Here is an 18,167-nt window from a genome sequence, read left to right on the forward strand (position 1 = left end):
AGGGGCTGATTGCGATGACGACGCACGCGACACCCGTGCCGGTGACGAATGGCATCGGGATACCGGACACAGTTCAGACGAGGGTGGGGCCACTCCGGTTCTTCGACGGATTCCCCGACGACCCGACCACCCGAACTCTGTTCGACAACCTGGACTTCCAGCGTGCGGTCCAGGCCTACCTCCTGGGCCTCGCGCCCGTCGACATGGCCGCGATGCGTAAAGCGCTGCTCCACTGGGGCCCGCCCAACACCACCATGGCGATCTGGGAGGACCTGGTCCGCCCTCGGTTCATCGGCCTCATCTACAACACGAGCACCTCGTACTGCTATTCGTGGATCGACCTCCACGACGGGCCGGTCGTCCTCGAGGTCCCAGCCCGGGTTTACGGCGGTATCGACGACAACTGGTGCCGCTGGGTCATCGACGTCGGTCAAACCGGGCCCGACCGCGGTGAGGGCGGTAAGTACGTGCTCGTGCCGCCAGGCTACGACGGCGACCTCCCAGACGGCTGCACGGTCGTCCGTCCGCGTACCTACGGAAACTGGCTGGCGTATCGCGGTTTCCTCGACGAGCACGGCGATCCCCACCCCGAGGTGGAGAGAATCAAGGCAGAGAGCCGCCAATACCTGCTCTCGCAATCCGCCGACCCGCCGCCGATGCGATTCGTCAACGCCTCGCCCGAACCCGCCGTAGCGGTCCCACCCGCCGACTTCCGGTTCTGGAACATGCTCAGCGAGGTAGTGCAGTCGGAGCCGCCCGAGTCAGCCGACCCTCTCACCCTGGGGATGTTCGCCTCGCTCGGTATCGAGCACGGCAAGCCCTTCGAGCCGGACGCCCGAATGCGGGCGATCCTGACGGAGGCGGTGACAGTCGGGGACGCGACCGTTCGTGCGCTCTCCTTCCGCTTCCGCCAGAAAGAGGCATACTACTACCCGGACAGCGCCTGGCGCACCGGCTACCTGGGCGGCTACCAGTTCCAGGAAGACGGAGCCAGCCTGCTCGACTCCGCCGCGCAGATCTATTTCCTGGGCGGCGCCACCAACCCGGGCATGGCGGCGAACCTCGTCGGACGCGGCTCGAAGTACGCCCTCGCCTTCGTCGACGCCGACGGCGCGCAGTTCGACGGCGCCCGCAGCTATTCGCTGCATGTTCCGCCGAACGTACCGGCCAACAACTTCTGGTCGGTCCTCGTCTACGACACCCAGACCCGGTCGATGCTGCAGACCGATCAGGAGTGGCCATCCGTCACCAGCCAGGAGGACAGCCTGGTCGTGAACACGGACGGTTCTGTCGACGTGCACTTCGGCCCCGAGCCGCCCGCGAAGCCGGGCAACTGGATTCAGACTGTGGCAGGAAAGAGCTGGTTCACGATCTTCCGGCTCTACGGTCCTCTCGAAGCCTGGTTCGACAAGACCTGGAGGCTCCCGGACATCGAGCCTGCCGGGCGCTGACATCCCAGGTCAGGGTATTGCGGCCACCTAATTCCCCACCTTGGCGCTCTTTGTCCCCACCACCGTGCCCAGCGCGCCAAGCATGTTCCCAACGGGGGTCGACCTTGGCCGGGGCGACCTCGAGCACTCCGGCCTGGCAGGTGCCGACCTCCGCTGTTCCGACCTGTCTGGCGCGTTCCTCGGCGAAGCAGACCTGACGCGCGCTGATCTGACAGGGGCCTGGTTCGCGAGAGCAGTACTGATCAACGCACGTTTGTACCAAGCCGATCTGCGGAGCGCTGTCTTCTGGCAGACGCGCCTGGAGGGAGCGGACCTCCGGGCCACGGACCTTACGGCAGCCGATTTCACCAACGCTCGCCTGGATGCGGCCAAGCTCGATCTCGCCGATCTCCGGGGGGCGGACTTCACGGACACCGACCTGGCGGGCGTCAGTCCGAGGCGGTGTTGTAGGTGTAGCTGGTCGTCTGGTCCGCGGGACCGCCGGCGAGCGCGAGCACCGTCTGTGCCTGCCGGTTGCCCGAGGTGTCGAACGTCCAGGTCTGCCAGTAGGGGTTGGGACCGCCGACGACCGCGTTCCCGAGCACGGCCGGGTCCTTGCCGCAGTCGCCCGTGCCGGCCGCGGACCCGGACGTCCAGACCCGACTCAGGTGTCCGAGCGCGTCGTAGCCGAAGCACTGCAGGTCCACCGGCGAGACGCCCTGTGGCCCCTGGGTGTCCGTGATCGCCGTGAGCTGGCCGGCGGGGTTGTACGCGTACTGGGTGTCGTCCAGCTGCGGGTACAGCGACCCCATCCCGGTCTCCGCCTTCGGCGGGCCCGGCGACCTGACGATCAGCCTCTACCTGGCCTCCGGCGCGACCGCCGCACCGCGGGCCCCGCAGCAGGCCGCGATCGCCTTCTCCGCGACCGGCGACCAGACCGCCGAGACCGCGGGCGGGCGGGCGGGTCGGCCTGGCAGCCGATCCCGGCCGCGCTGAAGGGCTGGTTCTTCGTTTCCGGCGTGGACTTCACCAGCACCGACACCACCCGGGGCACGGTGGCGGTGCTCGGCGACCAGTCCTGGGCCGAGGACCACAAGGCGGTCCACCAGCGGGACCTGCCGAAGAATGACTTCGTGTATGCGTGTCGGAGCCCGGTGACTCGTGGGCGAACCTGCAAGCGACAGCGAAGGTTCCGAACGGGGACAGCCAAGCGCCGAGTCGCAGTACGCGGATGGCGGTACTACGAGTGACCTTGTCGATCGCCACTCGTTCCGCATGTCATGATCAAGAAGCTCGTAGCCACCGCTACCACGAGTGCACTAGTCACAGCCACGGCCATCACACTCGCCGCCCCCGCTCGGGCCGCCGCGGTGCAACTCCACAACGAGGGGTGCTCGCTACGTACCCTGCAGGGTGCCTATAGCGGAAACATCAGCGGCATCTCCAGCGACGGACCGTTCAACTTTCAGGCCACCAACGTCTTCAACGGCGATGGCACCGGCACCGGCATCAAGGTCACCCGGGTGGACGAGTCAGGGGTGAGCACGTATACGGCCGAGCTCACCTACACACTGGACGAGGACTGCACCGGAACCCTCACCGCAGTGCGAAGCACCGGGGTGACCACGCACTATGTCATCGTGGTCACGGACGACGGCAAGAAGGTAGCCATGCTGCAGACCGATCCGGGGTTCGTCGCGGATGGCACCACCGACCTCGTGTCGGGACACGGCCGGGTCTCGCGAAAGTGAACACGTGAGGGTAGAGGCTCAGTCCTAGCCTGCGCGGACGGCGTTGATCAGGGCCTGGAGGTCCGGCGACGGGGCTCAGGCGACCATGCCCGCCACCAGTGTTGAAGCGCGATCGATGGGGCCGGCAGGGCCGGACCACGCAGATCGCCTTCGGCCAGGCTGGCGGCGAGGGCTGACGCGGGGTCTCGGGGCCCCCTCTCTCCGGCGGCGGCCTCGGCCATCGCCGGAGCTCCCGGCAAGGCTGGTTTCGCGAACCAGGCGTCCCAGCAGAACGAGGAAAGACACGCATTTCACAAGGATCTGGTGGCGGCGGACCGCAGTGTCATTGCTCGTCGAACTCGTCGAGTCTGGTCTGGACCCGCTTGATGTCTGGATCCATGCCCAGGCGTCGGTAGATCTCCAACGCCTGGTTCAGATATGCCATGCCCTGGGCGGGATCGCCGGTGGAAAAGTGATGGTCGGCGACTCCTTCCAAGGAGATCGCCTCGTCGTCGGGTTTGTGCAACGCCCGGTTCATCGCCAGCGCCTGCTGGTACAGGGTGAAGGCGTGAGGACGGTCGCCGAGCGCGGCAATCGTGGCCGCGTAGAAGTTCAGCGCCCAAGCCTCGTTACTAGGGTTGCCGATCTGCCGGTGGATCTCCAAGGCCCGCGTGTGAGCCTCTGCCGCGCCGGGATAGTCCCCGCTTTGATGTCGTACCCGGCCCAGGTTGGTCAGTGCGTGGGCTTCGCCGGGGCGATTGCCGATCTGCCGGTAGATCTCCAGGGCCCGCATGTGGTCCTGTGCCGCCCCCGAACAGTCACCGATCAGATGCTGTACCCGGCCCAGGTTGGTCAGCGCGTTGGCTTCGCTGAGGCGGTTGCCGATCTGCCGGTAGAACTCCAGGGCCTGTGTGTGGAACTGCACCGCCCCCGGATAGTCACCGACCTGATGCCGTACCCGCCCCAGTGCGGTCAGCGCGTTGGCTTCGCCGAGGTGGTTGCCGATCCGCCGGTGGATCTCCAGGGCCTGCGCCAAGACGTCTGTCGCCCCCGGGTAGTCCCCGATCAGATACTGCACGTGTCCCAGGGCGGTCAACGCGTTGGCTTCGCCGAGGAGGCTACCGATCTGCCGGTAGATCTCCAGGGCTCGTGCATGGGTTTCTGCGGCACTCGGGTAGTTCCCGATCTGTTGGTGGATCTGTCCCAGGCCGTTCAGTGTGTTGGCTTCGCCGAGGTGGTTGCCGATCTGCCGGTGGATCTCCAGGGCCTGTGCCAAAACGTCTGTCGCACCCGGGTAGTCCCCCATCAGTTGCTGCACCTGCCCTAGGTCGGTCAAGGCGGCGGCATGGGCGGCAGAGTGGTCGCGACGGGCGGCCGCCTCGGCGGCGCTTCGGTGGACTTCCAAGGCGCGGATCCAGGCGCCGTCGGAGAGCAGGATCTCGGCCATGCCGGCGGCCAAGGCGATGGTGTGGTGATCGAGATCGCGGGCGTAGTTGTACGCGGCATCCAGGTTGGGGTGCTCGGCGCGCAGCCAGGCCCGAGCGGTCTCAGGGTCGGACACGTCAGGGATGTGGGCGGGGGCGGGGCCGTTGGGTGCGGGGCGTGGCCAGCGGGCGATCGGTGTGGAGGCAGTTTGTGCTGTATAGGCGTAGTAGTGCAGGAGGCGGTCCAGAGCAGTCTTCCGCCGCTCGGTGGAATCATGGGATGCGGCAAGGGTACGGGCGTACTTACGCAGCAGATCGTGCAGCCGGTAGCGGCCGGGGGCGGTCTCGGTGAGCAGGCTGCGGTCGGTGAGCTCTTGGAGCAGCATGTCGGCTTCGTTCAGGCCGGAGTCCAGAAGCGCGGCGGCCGCGTAGACGTCACCATCCGGACCCGGGATCAGTCCTAAGTAGCGGAAGGCGGCCTGCTGGTCGGGGGTGAGGTTGCTATAGGACAGGTCGAAAGCTGCGCGCACTTGACGGTCGCCGTCGTCGAAGGCGGCCAGGTCGGCCAAACCGGCGCGCAGCCGGACCTCCAGGTGGTCGGTGGTCCAGGTGGGGCGGTGGGCCAGGTTGGCGGCGGCGATGCGCAGCGCCAGCGGCAGGTATCCGCACAACGCGGCGATGCGGCCGAGCGCCGGGTCGTCGGCGGCGATGCGGTCGGGTCCGGCGTAGGCGCGGAACAGGGCGATCGCGTCGGCCGGGTCCAGGACGTCCAGCGGTAGCGGGTGGGCGTGGTCCAGGGCTTTGAGGCGGTTGCGGCTGGTGATCAGGACCATGCAGCCGGGAGCGGCGGGAAGCAGAGGGCGGACTTGCCGTTCGCTGGCGGCGTCATCCAGCAGGATCAGGGTGCGGCTGCCGGCCAGGCGGTTCCGAAAGGCTTTGGCTCTCTCCTCCAGCTCCGCCGGGATGGCCCGGGGGTCCAGGCCGAGGGCTTGCAGCATCTGGCCCAGGGCTCCGTTCGGGTCGCGGGGGCCGGTGCCGGCGGTGTGGGCGTGCAGGTCGACGAACAGTTGCCCGTCGGGGAACTTCTCGGCCAACAGGTGACCCGCACGCACGGCCAGGGCGGTCTTGCCGATCCCCGCCATGCCGTCGATCGCTGAGACCACCACCGTGGCCGACTCGCTGTCGACGGCGGCCGCGATATCCAGGATTCGTTGAAGTTCGACATCGCGTCCGGTGAGGGTGGCCAGGTCCGCGGGCAGCTGCCGGAGTGGTCCGACCGAGGCGCCGGCCTTGGCCGCGACATGCACCCGGACGCAGGCCTGCCGCCAGAGAGTCACCTGCGACTCGTCCACACCGAGCGCCCGGACGATGGTCGTCACGAAATCGATGTCCAACCGGCGGCGCTGCGGCTGGAAAACGCTGGCGACAGTGGTGTGCGCGACGGTCTGCGGCGGGCGCGACAGCGGGCCGACGCGCTTGGCCAAGACCCGATAGGACGGAGCGCCGGCCCACTGCCGCAGCTCTCCGAGCATCGTGATGAATTCTGCCAGGTCACGGACCTGGGAGGGATCTGGTGCCCCGTTCGCAGCCATCTTGCGCGTCCCCCCGACGATCTCACACACCGTTGCCGCGTACTGATTGAGCGTACAGATTCGGACAGGCTACGGATTCCTTCGACGGCGTCCGGGACGAGGCTTGGGCATGCGGTTGCAGCACCGTCTCGAACAGCCGCGTCTCGAACAGCGGTGGCAGTCGCCGCGGTTTCAGCCTCGGGATGGCGACAGCCCCGGGTGCTGGTCGGGCGTTTCCCCCCGGGGGGCCGAACGACGCCGTCAGCACACCGTAGAAGCGGAAGCCGCTGGCCGGGGCCGGTCGTGATCACCCAGACTCTGGTCGGCCTCGTCGAACTCGCGGAGTGTCTCCTGCGGCGGGTCGAGCCATCCGAGCTCGCTGGCGCGGACACCCATCTGGAACCGGCTGCGGGTGCCGAGGCGGCGCATGAGTTCGGAGGCCTTGCGGCCGACCGTGCGAGTGGACACACCCAGGCGGCGGGCTATCTGCTCGTCCGTCTCGCCGTTGGCGAGCATGCGCAGCACTTCCCGTTCTTCGGGGCCGAGGCCCTGAGCGTCCTGGGAGTGAGGGAAGCCCAGGGGCGTCGCGGTGACCCAGATCTGCTCGAAGAGGGCGCACATCGCAGACACGGCGCCGGTCCCGGTCAGGACGCTGGCGCCGGCCGAGCTGTCCTCGGGGTCGATGGGGATCAGGGCGGTCGTCCGGTCGACGATGATCAGGCGCAGCGGGAGAGTGGGGGCGGTGCGGACGCGGCCGCCGAGGCCGGAGAACCAGTCGATGTAGGCGACGCTCGCCGGGTCGTTGCGGATGCTGTTCTGGTAGACCGTGCACATCCGGACACCCCGCTCCAGCAGCGCGGCGTCCAGGGGCTTGCTCGCCTCCAGGGTGTCGGGGCGTTGGGCCGGGTCCGGGACGAGTTCGAGGACCTCCGAGCGGACCTGGGACGCCAGTGTCTTCAGCCGGTCACGCACTTGCGCCACCCCGACGAGTTCTTCGACCGTGGTGCGTTCATCGCGGGTTTGGAGCTCGACGTACTCGGTGATCAGCGTGGCCAGCGCGGCACGGCCGCTTTCCAGCTGGTTCTGGCGGGCCACCAGTTCGGCCTGCATGCGGGCCAGGAGCGTGGCCAGGCCCGCGTCCGGGGCCACCGGGAGCAGGGTCCGCGGATGAGCCGGGGAAGGGCGGAGCAGAGCCAGGCGCGACAGCTCGCCGACGGCGGCCCGCACCTCGTGCGCGGGCCAGCCCAGTTGCTCGCCGACCGCGTCGAGCCGTGGGGCCGGCTCACGCAGCAAGTGCAGGTAGAGCTGCTCTGCGGCCGGTGACACTCCGAAGACTTCCAGCATCCGGTCCCCAGGTGGCATGGGTGAACTCTGCGAACGCCAGTATGGGATGACCGGCCCGGGGCAGGCAAGGAGTCCGGTCACGGAAATATCAGAAGCCTGTGATATGCGACAACGCCGAGGCCGCCCGCGACGGCCCGTCTTCCGGCACCAGGCGCATAAGTGAGCTGACATTCCGTGACCACTGTCCGAAGTCTGACAGTGCCCGCTTCCGGACAGCGCTCGGGCCTTCCGGTGAGCGCCCCCTGTGGCCCAAGGTCGTTCTCAGATCGCCACCAGAGCACATCTCGTCATGAGGAGGAACTCCAGTGCGAACCACAGCGACCACTCCGGCCCTGCGCCGCCCGCTCATCGGCGGAGCGGCCGTCCTGATCAGCATGGCAGCCGGAATCGGCACAGCCGCCGCGGCTACGCCGACGAACACGGACACGAGCACCACCGCAGCCTCCCCCGCCGGAGGGCCCGTGACGCACGGATCCGGCTCGGCCCACCTCACGCCGTCGCAGCAAGGCGAAGCGCGCAACTACTGGTGCGGCCCGGCGGCATTGGTCTCGACGCTCAAGGAGGGCGGCCACGGGTCCCGGACCCAGTCCTGGGCGGCCGGCGTGCTGCACACCACCACGAACGGCACCGACATGGACAGCATGCTCAACGGCCTGAACGCCTACTCCGGGGGCTTCAAGTACGACGAGGTCTTCGAATCGGGTTCCTGGTCCAGCTACGTCAGCGCCTACGAGAGCCACCTGAAGTCCGACATCAACGCCGGCGAAGGCCTGGTGGGCAACGCCTACGAGGTCCCGGGCGGCCCGCACCTGCCCGGCCACCCCGACCACCTGATCTACCACTACATCGCCATCGACGGGTACTCCAACAACGGGGCGACCACGCACTACGCCGATCCCGCCACCACCGTCTGGAGCACCGTCCCGGCCTACTCCAACATCAGCTCCTCACTGCTGGTACGGATCATGGGCGGCCGCGGCTACTACTGGTAGACGAACGAGCCCGCGGTGGCGGCTGGGATCAGCCGCCACCGCGGACAGCGACACGGAGGTCGACAGTGGCAGTCCTCAAGATCGGCCGCCGCCCGCTTGCCGCGGCGGTGGGGGTGCTGATGGCCGGCACCATGGCATGCGGCGCGACGCACAGCACGCCCCATGCCGAGGCCGACAGGCCCTCCTCATTCAGCGGTTCGACAGCCGCTCCCCCGACCGTCCCGTCCGGCGCTGCGGCGCGGTCGTTCTGCCCGGTCGCCAACCCGGCGGCCCTGACCCGGGCCGAGACCGCCGGCGCCATCTCCCACGCCGCGGGCGAGACCTTGGTCCCGGCGGCGGTCGCCCCGGACGCGTCCTCGTTCTTCGCCCTGGACGGTGCCGGTGTCCGCAACTTGAAGAACCTCGTCTGGGTCCGCGGCGGGAAGCAGCAAACGGTCTTCACCCTGGCCGCCCCGTACGCGGGCTACGGCGTGGTGGGCTTCGACGGCCGCTGGCTCGTCTTCATGGCCGACCGCTCGCAGGAGATCACAGGGGCCTGGGACCTCTACGCCTGGGATTCCCGGGGAACCGCCAAGCCGCGCGTGATCGCGAGCGATCCCGGCACCGAGGCGGACAGCCCGGTCGAGTGGCCCCGCGTCCACGGCGGCGAAGCGACCTGGATCCAGGGAACCGCCGACGGCACGCAGCAGGTCCACCTGTACGACCTCGCGACCGGCCACGACCACGTCGTCCACACCGGCCACCTCGGCGCCTCGCTGTTCGCCGGCGACCTCCTGGTGTGGACCGAGGCGGTCAAGCCTGACGGCCCGGTCACCCTGGCCGCCGTCTCGGTCGCGACCGGCGCCCCGGCTCCCCTGCCCGCCCCGCTGGCTCAGGCGCAGACCACCCCGGCGACAGTCGCCAGCGATGGCACCACCTGGGCCTGGACCAGCGCCGACTACCGGACTCTGTACGCATGGCGCGCGGGCTCACCGGCCGCCGTCACGGTCCGCACCGCGGACGACGGCGACGCGATGGACTCACTCGGCGTGTCCGGCGACCTCCTCACATGGACGAGCTCGAAGGCCACCTTCGCGGCGAACCTGAAGACCGGCTCCTTCACCCAGGTCACCAAGGAGTTCGGCAGCGCCCTGACGAACGGGAACGCCGTCGCGGTCTACTATCCGCTCGGGGATCTGAAGTCTCCGGACCTGACCTACGACGGGTACGTGGTCAAGACCTCGGATATCTCCGAGCTGCCCAGATGCTGATGTGAGCTCCGCATCTCCCAGGCTGAGCTTAATGAGCGTGCTGTCATGCTTGACTCTGCCGCCCCGGGACTTCACCGCCGACCTCGAAGCCGCAGGAGGCCGCTCAACGCATCCCGTCCGGGACCGCGACGCCAAGTTCAGCGGCTGCGGGCCCGGTCTTGGGTTCGGGATGTGTGACCCCGCGTTCGGTTACGGTCGAGCGCGGGCGACCATCCTGCTGATGAGGGCCTCAGCCTGCGGAGGTCCCTCAGGAGGCCGTTCTCGACGGACCTCAGGGCACGAATTCCAGTTCCCGCCAGAGCTGTGCCTGCTACGCATCACGCTGCCGACCCTCGTTCTGACCTTCTTGTTCTGACGCTCTCAGCTGTCGGCGGCCCTATGATTCGGGATCGAAGGGGAGGTGGCCGTGCAGCGGGGAGAGCTGTTCGCCGGGCGTTACGAGATCGTTGCCAGGCTCGGCCGCGGCGGTATGGGGGAGGTGTGGTCCGCGCGCGATCGGAATCTGCGTCGTGACGTGGCCGTGAAGCTCCTGTATCTGGACGATGCCGGGGCCGGCGACGCGGCGCGGCGGTTCGAGCGCGAAGCGGTGGCCGCCGCCCAGATCAGCCATCCGAACGTGGCGGTGGTGCATGATCGCGGGGTTCAGGAAGGCGTTCTGTTCCTGGTCATGGAACGGATCGACGGCACGACGCTGTCCCAGGCGCTGCGGGGCGGTATCGCGCTGCCGGTGTCGGAAGCCGTGCGGATCGCGACCCGGATCTGCGACGCTCTGCTGGCTGCTCACAGGGCCGGGGTGATCCATTACGACATCAAGCCGCACAACGTCATGCTCACGGTGGACGGCACGGTGAAGGTCGTCGACTTCGGTATCGCGGGGTTCGTGCATTCACAGTTCACGGTCGCGCGGACATCACAGCTGGCGCCGGCCGGGACCCCGGAGTTCGGTGCGCCGGAGCAGTTCCTCGAGGAGCGCGGCGACGAGCGATCGGACCTTTACGCGCTCGGCGGAGTGCTCTTCTGCATGCTCACCGGGAGGCCGCCGTTCCAAGGGCAGAACGGCATCGCGGTGATGCTGCGCAAGCGGGACGAGGTGGCTCCGCGGGTCGACGAGCTGACTCCGGGCATACCGCCGGCACTGACGGAATTGGTCGCCGAACTGCTGGAGCGGGAAGCGGCGCGGCGGCCGCAGACCGCATCCGAAGTGTTGGCGCGGTTGGTGCGGATAGAAAAGGACATCGCGGCTCCGGCGAGCGTGGATCCCGGCGTCGCGGAAACCGTGCAGGCGGTGGCGGCCGTAGCGCCGGCACTGTGGGTCGAGGCTGGGGAGACACCGCCGTCGCCCCCTCGGACGTCGCACCCACCGACATTGCCCGCCATCGGCGCGGATCGGCAGACCTCGCTGCGACAGCGTGCCCTGACATCGTCGTGGGCGTCCTGGTCCGCGTTGGTGTTCCTCGTCGGGGTCGGCGCGACGACGCAACTGGCCGGGATCGGGGCCCGGATGGTCGCGACCGAGGCCGGCACCGGCAGGCGCTGGACCGACGAGGTGTGGCAGTCCACGCAGTCGTGGACGGGTTGGACCGGCCAGCTCTTCACGAGCTGGTCGCACGGCGCCGCGGTGCAGATCGTCCTGCTGGGCGTATTCGCGGTGACCATGGCGTTGCTGCGGACGACCACCGGTCGGGGGCTCAGGCTCGTCGGGTACGTCAGCGGTGGCGTCTCGGCAGTGTGGCTGACGATCGCGACCCTCGCGCTCGCCGAGGAGGATCAGCGCGAGTCGACACTGCACCTGGCCGCTCGAGTGGGGAAGATCGCCCCGCCAACCGCGGAGGTGTGGTGGCAGACCTACATCATGCCCGGCCCGATCGTCCTCACTGCGCTGGTCTGGATCGCCCTGGCCGTCTACGCGTGGTTGGAGACCCGGTCCCGGCCCGGACGCTCGGCGCCGCTCACGGTACGGTGACGGCCTTCTGATACGCCGCCGGGCGCACCGCGACCGACAGGACCAGCGCGAGCAGTGCGGCCAGGGACGGCAGCTGATATCCGGTGCCCGCCGCGAAGTGGTCGACCATCCAGCCACCACACGCACTGCCCATCGAGATGCCGAGCACGAGGCCGGTGGTGGTCCAGGTGAAGCCCTCGGTCATCCGGGACTCGGGCACCAGTTGCCCCACCAGGCCGATGCTCGTGGAGATGACCGGCGCCGTCGCGAACCCGGCGACGAACAGCACGGCGGCTACCGTCGGCAACGTGTGTGCGACCATCAGCGGAGCCAGCGTCAGGGCCATCGCCGCCAGGGCCCAACGGACCCGCACCACGGCCGACCCGCGCGGCCGCCACAGCCCGAAAGCGAGGCCGGACAACAAGGAGCCCAGCGCATAGCAGGACACAACGGCGCCGGCACTGCCTTTGTCGCCGTGGGATGCCGCGAAGCCCATGGTGGTGATCTCGGTCGTGCCGAAGACCACACCGGTCGCGCAGAGCATGAGGATCAGCGGTCCCAGGGCACGGATGCGGAGGCTGTCGTCCGCGGTCCGGGCGACCGTGGGACCGGCCGCCGGCGGTTCGGTGTCGCGTCGCGTCGCGAGCAGGAGGATGCCGCCGAGTTGGAGCAGGGCGGCGGTGACGAAGGCGACGGTCGCCGACGACGCCGCGATCAGACCCATCGCGATGACCGGTCCGAGCACGAAGCCGAGCTCATCGACCACGCCCTCGTAGGCGTACGCGGTGTGCAGCGCCGCCTCGTCGCCCTTGTGCAGGTACGCCCAGCGCGCTCGGGCGAGTGAACCGGTGTTGGGGCCGAGCGCGGACCCCGCGCAGGCGACCAGATACAGCCACGACGGGCCGTCGGTGTACAGCACCGTCAACAGTCCGGCGGCACCGACCGCGGCCAGCAGGGCGGCCGGCACCGCGACCTTGGCCTGTCCGTACCGGTCTACCAGGCGTGCCTGCCGTGGCCCGCCGGCTGCGATGGTGATCCAGGCCATCGCGCCGCCCAAGCCGACGAGGGCGTAGGAGCGGTGCAGTCCGGTCGCCAGGACGGCCGTCGACAAAGGAAACATGCCCATGGGCAGACGAGCCAGCGCTACGGATGTCGCGAACGCGACGGCCCCCTGGGGTGCGAACAAGGCACGATAGCCACGGAACACGGGACTCCTTCGGAAACTCGAGATCATCGGGTTTCCCAGGCTGAAGCCCCGGGCTGGCGGAGGTCCAACACCGGATCTGCCGGATTGACGCCTTCTTGTTGTCAATCTCCATCGTTGCTAGTCTCCGTCGGTGCCCGCCCCCCTCGACATCCACCCGCGCCTTCTGCGCAGCTTCATCGCGGTGGCCGAGGAGTTGCACTTCGGCCGGGCCGCCACTCGCATGTTCGTCGCCCAGCAGGCGCTCAGCCGCGACGTCAGAAAGCTGGAGGACTTGCTGGGCCTGGCGCTGTTCGACCGTGACACGCGCCACGTCGAGCTGACGGCCGACGGCCGGCGGCTGCTTCCGAAAGCGCGCCGGATCGTGGACCTGCACCAGAGCCTCGTCGAGGACGTCGAGGTCAGGCCGTTCCTCGTCGACCTCAATTCCCCCGGCCTGACCGGACCTGATCTGACCGCCGACCGCCTGCTGGCCGAGGCACGCCGAGCCCAGCCGGACGTTGATGTCCTCGCCCGGTTCCACGGCGGCCTGACCGCCGGCGCTCAGGCGCTCCTCGACCGCAGGCTGGACGTGTCCTTCGGACGATTCGCCGGGCTTGCCCCCGAAGTCCGACGCCGCCTGTGGCACCAGCTGATCCGCCTGGAACCCATGGCGGTCATCGTGCCCCGGGACCATCCCCTCGCCGGCCTGCGCCAGGTCCCCGTCGCGGCCCTCGGGCCCTACCAGGTCGACATCTGTGCTGGGAGCCCGGCGACAGTGGAATGGGCCGACCTGGGATACCGGTTTCTCACCGACCACGGGCTGCGGCCGGCGCCGCCGCACGCGCCCGCCGTCGGCCCCCAGGAGTTCGCCCGCTATCTGGCCCGCCACGGCGATCCGGTGCTGACGACGCTCGGCGCCGACGAGGTACCCGGCGCGGCGACCCGCCCCCTGGTCGACCCGGTGCCTTTGAGCCCGGTGAGCCTGGTGTCACGTCCGAACCTCCGCCACCCGACGCTCGCGGCATTGCTCGCTGCGGCGGCTCAGCTCGGCTCCGTCGAGGGCTGGCTGCAACGTCCGGCGGGAAGTTGGCTTCCGGCCGAGGACCTGGAACTGGATCCGAAGGCGGGATGACGCGCCTGCATCGGACGCGGCGGCGTCGCGCGGGCACCCCTGTCCTGGCCGAATACCCGGATGCTTTGGCCTGGGCAATCGGCACATACGATCGGCGGTTCGGCCGTGCACGCCTTCGAGGCTGAACATGGCATCCCAGCCCCCTTCTTTCAGCGATGTTTGGCGGCATACATCGACAGGTCTGCGACCCGCAGCAGAGCCTCCCCGCTGTCCGTCTCCCCTTCAGCGATCCCGATGCTGACGCGGACGGAAAGCGCCTGTCCCTCGACGGCGATCGGAGCGGCGAACCGGGCCGCGATCCGGGCGGCGATCTCCTCGGCATCGGCGCGGCCGACGCCCGGCAGCAGGATGGCGAACTCGTCGCCGCCGAGGCGGGCGACGGTGTCCCCGGGGCGGACCGCCTCGGTGAGGCGGTCCGCCGTGGCCACGAGGACCCCGTCTCCGACGTGATGGCCGTACGTGTCGTTGATGTCTTTGAAGTGGTCGATGTCGATCATGAGGATCGACAGCCGGTCGACGTCCGGCGCATCGGCCATGGCCCGCAACGTCTCGTTGAACAGCAGCCGGTTCGGCAGGCTCGTCAGGGCGTCGTGCGCGGCGATGTGCCGTAGTTGGTCGTGGAGGTTCTTCGCCTGGGTGACGTCGTGCATGTTGCAGACGACCGCGTGCACGCCCGGCTTGTCGAGCAGGTTGGTCAGGGTGACGTCGAGCCACCGCCAGGAGCCGTCGGCATGTTTCCCGCGGGCCTGACAAGTCACCACTGCTTGTGGTGTGGAAACGCAGCGCTGGAACGCGTCCTGGACGATGTCCGTGTCGCTCTCGCGGAACATGGAGAACAACGACCTCCCCAGCGCGCTCTCCGGCCCGTGACCCAGAACGGCTTCGATCGCCGGCGACACGTAGGTGGTGACCGCGTCGGATTCCGCGACGATCGTGATGTCGGAAGCGTGCTGCACCAGGGCCCGGAACCGTTGCTCGCGATCGCGCAGCTCAGCGAGCGTCACGTCGAGGACGCCGAGCAGCCGCGTGTTGTCGGAGAACGCCATCACTTGCCGTACCGCCACCAGCGCGGTGGTGGTCAAGGATCCCACCAGGATCCCCCACACGCGGATGGAGTCTCCGCCGGCCACCGCGGCGACCAGCAGTGCGTTGGTGGCTGCGATCGTCACGTACGGAACGCGACTGTAGGGGCGGACGGGGCGTTTGGGATACGGCGCCGGTTCGGCCAGCCGCATCGCCTGAATGGCGGGGGTGCAGACGATCAGGGCTGACGGCACCAGGCGCACCGCCAGCTGCACGTTGACCGAGCCGTGGGTACGCAGTATCGGCGTGACTGCCGTGATCACATAGACGCCGAGCGCGGCGACGATGGCGGTGATCGCCGCGCCAGACGTCATCGGCGAGGAACCGGTGAGGGCGAGCTTGATGCCGGCGAAGGCCGCCACCACCAAGATGCCCGCTTCGAGCAGGATGCTCACCAGATCGGCACGGGAGCGCACGCCCGGGATCAAGGCGAAGTACCAGGCGAACGAAGCCGCGCCGACCAGGGCCGTCACGGCGTCCAGCCAGAAACGCTTGCGCTCGGCGTCGGTGATGGCCGGAGTCGGGTAAGTGAGCAGCGCCCACACCACCGCCGTCACGCCGAGGATCGCGCACGTGCTCTGTGCGGCGCCGGAGAACGAGGCGGCCGCGCCGGGCCGGCGGAACGCGATCACCGTCTGGGCGACGTCGCCCACCGTGAAGAGGGCCCCGGCCAGGGCGAACGCCGTCCAGAACCGGCGCGCCGGCGACGTTGGACCGATCAGGTGGAGCACACGGAGGGACAGCAACACCTGCAGGACGTCCAGAAGCGGCTGGACAAGCCAGAAGACCTGGACCTGCCGGTTCGTGCCGCCCTTGTCCAGAAGGAACCAGGTGCACAACGCGACGGTACCGAGCACGATCACCAGCAGAACGTGTTCGGGACGCGGAACGTGGCCGTTAGTATCCGGGCGGCTGGCGGGGCGGGCGGTAGAGCGGTCCATCTACCCCTCCCCGCGATACCGTTCTGGGAAGAGAAAACTGCGGCCCGGGCCCTGGACCAGCATGCTTCTCCAACATCCTATACGTCAGCCGCAGATCGGCATCTTCATAGGGTGCGGTCGGCGGCCGAGGATGGAGCCGGTGCTGGCGACGCCGTTGGACACGGAGAACGCCGCGCTCCGACGCAAGGTCCGTGCGCTGGAGGAAGAACGGGACATCCCGCGGCGGACGGCCGAATATTTCGCGAACGAGACGAACTGATCGCGGCCGAACACACGCGTGGCAGCCTGTCCGGAGCGATACTCCCTCCGACCACGGCACGCAGTACACGCCCAGGGCCTTCGCAGTGGTCTGTGACGCGGCAGGCGTGACCCGAAGCATGAGCGCGGCCGGCTTCCAACGGGACTCGACCACAACCGGCGTCGAAGATCCACGAATAAAAGTGCTCTTATAAAAGTGCTTGACTCCGCACGGGCGCTGCCGTTTACTCGGCGGTAACCGAGGCAGACCCGGCGCAGAACCCGTTGTTCCGTCGCACAGGAGGTCACCCATGCACAGACGTTCCGCCGCTATATCCGCGATGTGTGTTGTCACGGCGCTGTCCATCGGCGCTTGCACGGGATCCAAGGCCGGGGTCGGCGACGCCGCGAGCACCGGGTCCACCGCCGGCGATGCCAAGCTCGGAGGCACGCTCACCGTGGCGATGCAGGCTCCTGCCGTCGGGGTGAACCCCGCGACGGTCAACGGCGCGTTCGGCAACTACACCGCGCTCGACTACGACACCCTGCTGCGCGCCGACTACCAGGGGAAGATCTCCGCCGGGCTCGCGTCGGCGTGGGCGATGTCCGACAACAACCAGACGCTCACGCTCACCCTGCGGTCCGGGGTGACGTTCAGCGACGGCTCAGCCGTCGATGCCGCCGCCGTGAAGAAGTCGCTCGACTACATGCGGGCGAATTCGTCCGTCGCCTCGCTCTACACCGACATCACGTCGGTCGACGTCGTCGACGCAAGCCATGTGACCGTCAAGACGTCCCAGCCGGACTCGCAGCTGCCGACCGCGATGGCGGGGCTGCTCGGCGAGGTGATCAGCCCCAAAGGGGTGGATGGCATCAAGGGTCTGACAGTCGACGCGCCGAGCGCGGGTGCCGGCGCGTACGTGCTGGACCCGAAGGCGTCGCTGTCCGGGGACCACTACACGTACACGCTGAACCCCTCGTACTACGACAAGAGCCGACAGCACTGGAAGAAGATCGTGCTGAAGGTCGTCACCGATCCGCAGGCCGCGGTGAACGCGCTGTCCACCGGGCAGGTGCAGCAGGCCACCGGCGACTTCACGACCGCCAAGCAGGCGGCCGGGGCCGGGCTGCAGATCGCCTACAAGCCGACGATCTGGTTCGGCTTCAACCTGATCGACCGGGGCGGCGAGGTCAGCAAGCCGCTCGGGGACGCGCGCGTCCGGCAGGCGATCAACTACGCCATCGACCGCGCCACACTGGAGAAGGCCACGCTCGGCGACTACGGTGCCGTCACCGACCAGCCGTCCGCCAAGGGCGACAACGGCTACTCCGAGGCCGCCGCCACGCGCTACCCGTACGATCCGGCGAAGGCCAAGGCGCTGCTCGCCCAGGCCGGGTACGCCGACGGCTTCGACCTGCCGGTGCTCTCGGTGCACTTCGAGGGCCTCGACCAGCTGACCGAGGCGGTCAAGGCGATGCTCGACCCGATCGGCATCCACCTCAAGCCGAACTACGTCTCGGACGAGCAGTCGTACGCCGGCGGCTCGACGGACAGGAAGTGGCCGGTGGTCGCCGTCGGCTACGGCTCGCAGCCCATGGACCAGATGGCCAAGGGACTGTTCCTGCCGACCGCGAAGGCCTTCAACGGCTTCGGCACGGTCTCGCCCGAGCTCCAGCGATACTTCGACGCGTCGCTCACCGCCACCACGGACGCCGACCGGAACGCGCAGTACGTGAAGATGGAGGACTGGGTCGTCGAGAACGCCTGGTTCGCGCCGGTGATGGACGTCCCCGTCTTCAGCTACGCGGCCAAGAACCTCGGCGGGGTCGAGAACCCCGACGGCTCGCCCGACGGCAACGCCCTCGACTGGTACCAGACGACGGCGTCATGAGCGCGGATCACCG

13 protein-coding genes and 1 pseudogene are annotated in these 18,167 nt (G+C 68.8%); 9 read left to right on the plus strand and 5 right to left on the minus strand.

Features of this window, described 5'->3' with window-relative positions; translation table 11 throughout:
• Nucleotides 1-14 precede the first annotated feature (14 nt).
• On the plus strand, nt 15-1,451 hold the full coding sequence (locus tag ABD466_RS00325) for a DUF1254 domain-containing protein (protein WP_344654824.1): 1,437 nt from the start codon (nt 15-17) through the stop codon (nt 1,449-1,451).
• Nucleotides 1,452-1,533: 82 nt separating this feature from the next.
• Nucleotides 1,534-1,869: pseudogene (locus ABD466_RS44355) on the plus strand (pentapeptide repeat-containing protein); the annotation flags it as partial.
• 10 nt (nt 1,870-1,879) lie between these two features.
• On the opposite strand, the gene ABD466_RS00330 reads toward ABD466_RS44355, so the two are convergent.
• Nucleotides 1,880-2,242, minus strand: a complete 363-nt coding sequence (locus tag ABD466_RS00330; RefSeq protein ID WP_344654825.1) for a hypothetical protein — start codon at nt 2,240-2,242, stop codon at nt 1,880-1,882.
• Here ABD466_RS00330 and ABD466_RS00335 point away from each other — a divergent pair.
• Nucleotides 2,178-2,426, plus strand: a complete 249-nt coding sequence (locus ABD466_RS00335) for a hypothetical protein (RefSeq protein ID WP_425558498.1) — start codon at nt 2,178-2,180, stop codon at nt 2,424-2,426. The genes ABD466_RS00330 and ABD466_RS00335 overlap by 65 nt on opposite strands.
• 284 nt (nt 2,427-2,710) lie before the next feature.
• Nucleotides 2,711-3,181: a hypothetical protein gene (locus ABD466_RS00340; RefSeq protein WP_344654827.1), complete on the plus strand. Its 471-nt coding sequence runs from the start codon at nt 2,711-2,713 to the stop codon at nt 3,179-3,181.
• A 322-nt stretch (nt 3,182-3,503) separates the two neighbouring features.
• Here ABD466_RS00340 and ABD466_RS00345 read toward each other — a convergent pair whose 3' ends face one another.
• Both ABD466_RS00345 and ABD466_RS00350 read right to left on the minus strand, forming a co-directional pair.
• The gene (locus tag ABD466_RS00345) at nt 3,504-6,116 is read right to left on the minus strand and encodes an ATP-binding protein (RefSeq protein WP_344654828.1); all 2,613 of its coding nucleotides are present in this window, start codon (nt 6,114-6,116) and stop codon (nt 3,504-3,506) included.
• Nucleotides 6,117-6,416: 300 nt separating this feature from the next.
• Nucleotides 6,417-7,517 (minus strand): LuxR C-terminal-related transcriptional regulator, encoded by a 1,101-nt coding sequence (locus tag ABD466_RS00350; RefSeq protein WP_344654829.1) that lies wholly within the window; start codon nt 7,515-7,517, stop codon nt 6,417-6,419.
• Between the two features lie 287 nt (nt 7,518-7,804).
• Between ABD466_RS00350 and ABD466_RS00355 the strand changes: the two genes are divergently transcribed.
• The 3 genes from ABD466_RS00355 (at nt 7,805) to ABD466_RS00365 (ending at nt 11,704) form a co-directional block, all read left to right on the plus strand.
• Complete coding sequence (locus ABD466_RS00355; protein ID WP_344654830.1) at nt 7,805-8,491, plus strand: C39 family peptidase; 687 nt, start codon at nt 7,805-7,807, stop codon at nt 8,489-8,491.
• Nucleotides 8,492-8,556: 65 nt separating this feature from the next.
• Entirely contained in the window at nt 8,557-9,741 is a 1,185-nt protein-coding gene (locus ABD466_RS00360) for a TolB-like translocation protein (protein WP_344654831.1), read from the plus strand.
• Nucleotides 9,742-10,147: 406 nt separating this feature from the next.
• A complete protein-coding gene (locus tag ABD466_RS00365; protein ID WP_344654832.1) occupies nt 10,148-11,704 on the plus strand; it encodes a serine/threonine-protein kinase in 1,557 nt (518 codons plus the stop codon).
• On the opposite strand, the gene ABD466_RS00370 is transcribed toward ABD466_RS00365, so the two are convergent.
• Complete coding sequence (locus tag ABD466_RS00370) at nt 11,691-12,809, minus strand: MFS transporter (RefSeq protein ID WP_344654833.1); 1,119 nt, start codon at nt 12,807-12,809, stop codon at nt 11,691-11,693. The two genes, ABD466_RS00365 and ABD466_RS00370, sit on opposite strands and share 14 nt — an antisense overlap.
• 211 nt (nt 12,810-13,020) lie before the next feature.
• Between ABD466_RS00370 and ABD466_RS00375 the strand changes: the two genes are divergently transcribed.
• Complete coding sequence (locus tag ABD466_RS00375) at nt 13,021-14,001, plus strand: LysR family transcriptional regulator (protein ID WP_344654834.1); 981 nt, start codon at nt 13,021-13,023, stop codon at nt 13,999-14,001.
• Between the two features lie 149 nt (nt 14,002-14,150).
• Here the strand turns inward: ABD466_RS00375 and ABD466_RS00380 are convergent, their stop codons facing one another.
• On the minus strand, nt 14,151-16,025 hold the full coding sequence (locus ABD466_RS00380) for a diguanylate cyclase domain-containing protein (RefSeq protein WP_344654835.1): 1,875 nt from the start codon (nt 16,023-16,025) through the stop codon (nt 14,151-14,153).
• Between the two features lie 548 nt (nt 16,026-16,573).
• Between ABD466_RS00380 and ABD466_RS00385 the strand changes: the two genes are divergently transcribed.
• Nucleotides 16,574-18,154, plus strand: coding sequence for an ABC transporter substrate-binding protein (locus ABD466_RS00385; protein WP_344654836.1), 1,581 nt, complete (start codon nt 16,574-16,576; stop codon nt 18,152-18,154).
• Nucleotides 18,155-18,167: the final 13 nt, after the last annotated feature.

The sequence above is a fragment of the Catenulispora subtropica genome, assembly GCF_039531675.1.
Taxonomy (GTDB): Bacteria; Actinomycetota; Actinomycetes; order Streptomycetales; family Catenulisporaceae; genus Catenulispora; species Catenulispora subtropica.